Genomic DNA, 3,350 nt, shown 5'->3' with positions numbered 1-3,350 from the left:
GTCCCCCTCCCCTGAGCAAGCTCAGGGGAGGTATCGACGCCAGCGCCGCCCCCATATCCAGCCGCCAGCAATGCGGCCGTGCCAGATCCGGCGCGACCAGCCCCCGGCATGTTCCCGGATAGACCAATCCCTCCGGCCCATGCGGCGCGCTCGTACTCGCGGCGATATCGGCGCGGGTGCAGAAACACGGATAGATCAGGCCGCGTGCGCGCAGCGCGTCCAGTGCCGCCTGATAGGCATCCAGCCGCGCCGACTGGAACAGCACCGCGCCATCCCATTCCAGCCCCAGCCAGCGCAAATCCGCCAGGATCGCATCGACATGCTCGGCCCGGCTGCGCGTCCCGTCGATATCCTCGATCCGCAGCAGGAACGCGCCACCCCGCGCCCGCGCAAAATCATGCGCTGCGATCGCCGAAAAGGCATGGCCCATGTGCAGCCGCCCGGTCGGGCTCGGCGCAAAACGGGTGACGATCGATGAAGCGGGCGGCGAAATTACGGGTTTCTCCGTTTGTTGGCGGACACCGATTTCATGTAGAGCGACCGCATGTGGCTCGCCATCCTCTTGTCGGCACTCGCGATGACGCTGATCGTCGGGGTGCGCTATCTGATCGTTTCCGGTGCCTTCGCCTGGGCAACGCGCATCCGGCATCCCGGCCTCTATGCAGGGCTCGACCGCCAGATGCGGCGCGAGCTGCTGTGGAGCCTAGCCAGCGCCGCCATCTATGGCATCCCCGCCGGCGTGGTCGCCTGGGGGTGGCAGAATCTGGGCTGGACGCGGATCTACACCGATGTGTCGGCCTGGCCGCTCTGGTATTTGCCGCTGTCGGTGTTCCTTTATCTCTTCGCGCACGACACCTGGTTCTACTGGACGCATCGCTGGATGCATCGTCCGCGCTGGTTCCGCATCGCGCACGCCGTGCATCACGACAGCCGCCCGCCGACGGCATGGGCCGCGATGAGCTTTCACCCGATCGAGGCGCTGACCGGCGCGGTGGTGATCCCGGCACTGGTCTTCGCGATTCCAATTCATGTCGGCGCATTGGCGTTGGTGCTTGGAATCATGACCGTTATGGGTGTAACCAATCACATGGGGTGGGAGGTGTTCCCGCGGATGATGTGGCGGGGGCCACTTGGAGCGTGGTTGATCACCGCGAGCCATCATCAGCGGCACCATGAGCAATATGGGTGCAACTATGGTCTCTATTTTCGTTTCTGGGACCGGCTGTGCGGCACCGACCGGGGGATTGGCGATTTCGAAAAATCACATGCGCGCGCTGCTGCCCGCAGCGCTGCTATTGCTTCCGGCGGCCTCGCCGGTGGGCAGCTTCGACCTTGAAATCACCAATCTGCGCAATGCCAAGGGCGTGCTGCAGATCTGCCTGACCGCGCGCCCGGACAGCTTCCCCGATTGCAAGGACGATCCGCGCGCCATCTCGCGCACCATTTCCGCCGCCCACCCGGCGACCAGCTTCGAAGGTCTGGCCAGCGCCAACTATGCCGTCGCCGTGATCCACGACGCGAACAGCAACAAGAAACTCGACACGATGATGGGCATCCCGAAGGAAGGCTTCGGCTTCAGCCGCAACCCCACCATCACCTTCGGCCCCCCCAAATTCACCTCCGCCAGCTTCCCCCTCGACGGCGCGAAGCAGCAGGTGAAGATGAAGTATATGCTCTGAACCGCGCGCTAATCGACGCGCGGGCCATCACCACACGCATCCATTTCCGCAGCGCAGCGTTGCGCCCCTGAAACAGGTTCAGGGAATCATTGTCATGCGTATCCGCCTTCTGTCCGCCGTCCTCGCTGCCGCCATCGCCACGCCCGCGCTCGCGCAGGACGAAGCGCCCACCCCCGAACAGGCCGAGGTTGCGCGGGAGGCCCGCGCGCGCCTGACCATCGCGGCGGGCGGCGTGTGGCTGCCCGATTATGAAGGGTCGGACGACAATCGCTGGGTGCCCGCGCCCGCCGCCAACGGCACCGTCGCGGGGATGAGCTTCACCGTGCTCGGCAACCGCGCCAGCCTCGACCTCATTCCCGATGAGGCGGGCAAGGAATGGAACCTCCAGCTCGGCCCGGTCGCGGTGCTCAACTTGAACCGCACCAACCGTGACGCGATCGCCGACCCCCGCGTGCGCGCGCTGGGAGAGATCGATACCGCGGTCGAGGTCGGCGGCTATGGCGCGCTTGCCAAGACGGGGGTCATCCATGATTTCGACACGCTGACCGTCAGCGTCAGCTATCGCCACGACGTGACGCGCATTCACCGCAGCGGCGTGTGGACCCCGTCGGTCACCTATATGACCCCGCTCAGCACCAAGGCGCTGGTCACCCTGTTCGCCAGCGCGGAAGTGGTCGGCGACCGTTACGCCCGCACCTATTTCGGCGTCACCCCGGCGGGCAGCCTCGCCAGCGGCCTCCCTGCCTACACGCCGGAGGGCGGGCAGAAGGACATCAGCTTCGGCGGCATGTTCACCCATTCGCTCACCGGCAACCTGACCAAGGGCCTCGCCCTGATCGCTGGCGGCACCTACAAGAAGCTGGTCGGCGACGTCGCCAACAGCCCGCTCGTCACCATCGCCGGATCGCGCCACCAGTGGACGGCGGGCGCAGGGCTGGCGCTCAGCTTCTGACGCAGGGCGCGTCAGCGGCGGCGGAAGATGCGCGAAATCTGCGGGTTCGGCTCGATCCGGTTGCCGTCGCGGTCGAAGCGCGGGTGCTTCGACCGCGCATTGCCCTCGATCAGGATCGGTTCCAGCGGCAGGTCGGAAATCGCGTCCTCGACGCGGTACAGCGCATGTTCGACGATCAGCAGCCCCCCCGGCGCCAGCTGCTCCGTCAGCAGGCGAATGCCCGCCGCGAACGGCGCGAACGGATAATGGCTGGCGATGTTGGTGAACCCGCGCGCCTCGACTTCGCTCGGCCGCCGCGTGAACACCGCCATGGCGAAGATCGCGTCATAGGGGCCATACGCGGCGATCTGTTCGGGCGTCGATCGCACGAAATGGCGCTGCGGATCGGCGGGCAGCTTGCGGCACGTTCGCAACAGGATCGGGTTGATCTCTGCCCCGACCAGCAGCGCATCGGGGAAATAGGCGCGCAGCGACACCACTTCCTCGCCCGCCGCACAGCCATAGGACAGGATGCGCGGCGCGCTCCGCTCCGCGAGCAACTGCTGCGTCAACCGGAACAGCCCCCTATACCGGTCGGGATAGCTCAGGCTCACATCCTGATGCACCGCCCCGCCATAGCGCCACCGCGTCCACAGCTCCGACCGCGCCCGCCCGCTCAGCAGCAGGTCGCGCAGCCGCCCCGCGCGCAGCTTGAGCCACAATGCGCTGCGGGCCAGGCT

Annotated in this window: 5 protein-coding genes; 3 read left to right on the top strand and 2 right to left on the bottom strand. The window is 66.6% G+C overall.

The annotated features are described in order from the left end of the window. On the bottom strand, positions 1-430 hold a 430-nt coding region (locus AX681_RS15755; RefSeq protein ID WP_231734985.1), incomplete at its 3' end, for a glutamate--tRNA ligase family protein. A gap of 114 nt (positions 431-544) precedes the next feature. On the opposite strand from AX681_RS15755, the gene AX681_RS15750 reads away from it, so the two are divergent. From AX681_RS15750 to AX681_RS15740, 3 genes are all read left to right on the top strand, one after another. Next, the gene (locus tag AX681_RS15750) at positions 545-1,336 is read left to right on the top strand and encodes a sterol desaturase family protein (RefSeq protein WP_066661046.1); all 792 of its coding nucleotides are present in this window, start codon (positions 545-547) and stop codon (positions 1,334-1,336) included. After that, positions 1,317-1,679 (top strand): DUF2141 domain-containing protein, encoded by a 363-nt coding sequence (locus AX681_RS15745; RefSeq protein WP_231733762.1) that lies wholly within the window; start codon positions 1,317-1,319, stop codon positions 1,677-1,679. The genes AX681_RS15750 and AX681_RS15745 overlap by 20 nt, the downstream gene beginning before the upstream one ends. A 94-nt stretch (positions 1,680-1,773) precedes the next feature. Further along, entirely contained in the window at positions 1,774-2,631 is an 858-nt protein-coding gene (locus AX681_RS15740; RefSeq protein WP_066661036.1) for a MipA/OmpV family protein, read from the top strand. An 11-nt stretch (positions 2,632-2,642) separates the two neighbouring features. Here AX681_RS15740 and AX681_RS22570 read toward each other — a convergent pair. Beyond that, on the bottom strand, positions 2,643-3,350 hold a 708-nt coding region (locus AX681_RS22570), incomplete at its 5' end, for a class I SAM-dependent methyltransferase (protein ID WP_066682468.1).

The sequence above is a fragment of the Sphingomonas sp. CCH9-E2 genome, from assembly GCF_001557215.1.
Taxonomy (GTDB): Bacteria; Pseudomonadota; Alphaproteobacteria; order Sphingomonadales; family Sphingomonadaceae; genus Sphingomonas.
This window is presented reverse-complemented; position numbering and strand designations above follow the sequence as displayed.

Coding starts and splice junctions, on each gene's coding strand:
- AX681_RS15750 (WP_066661046.1), top strand. CDS start 545: ATGTGGCTCGCCATCCTCTTGTCGGCACTCGCGATGACGCTGATCGTC.
- AX681_RS15740 (WP_066661036.1), top strand. CDS start 1,774: ATGCGTATCCGCCTTCTGTCCGCCGTCCTCGCTGCCGCCATCGCCACG.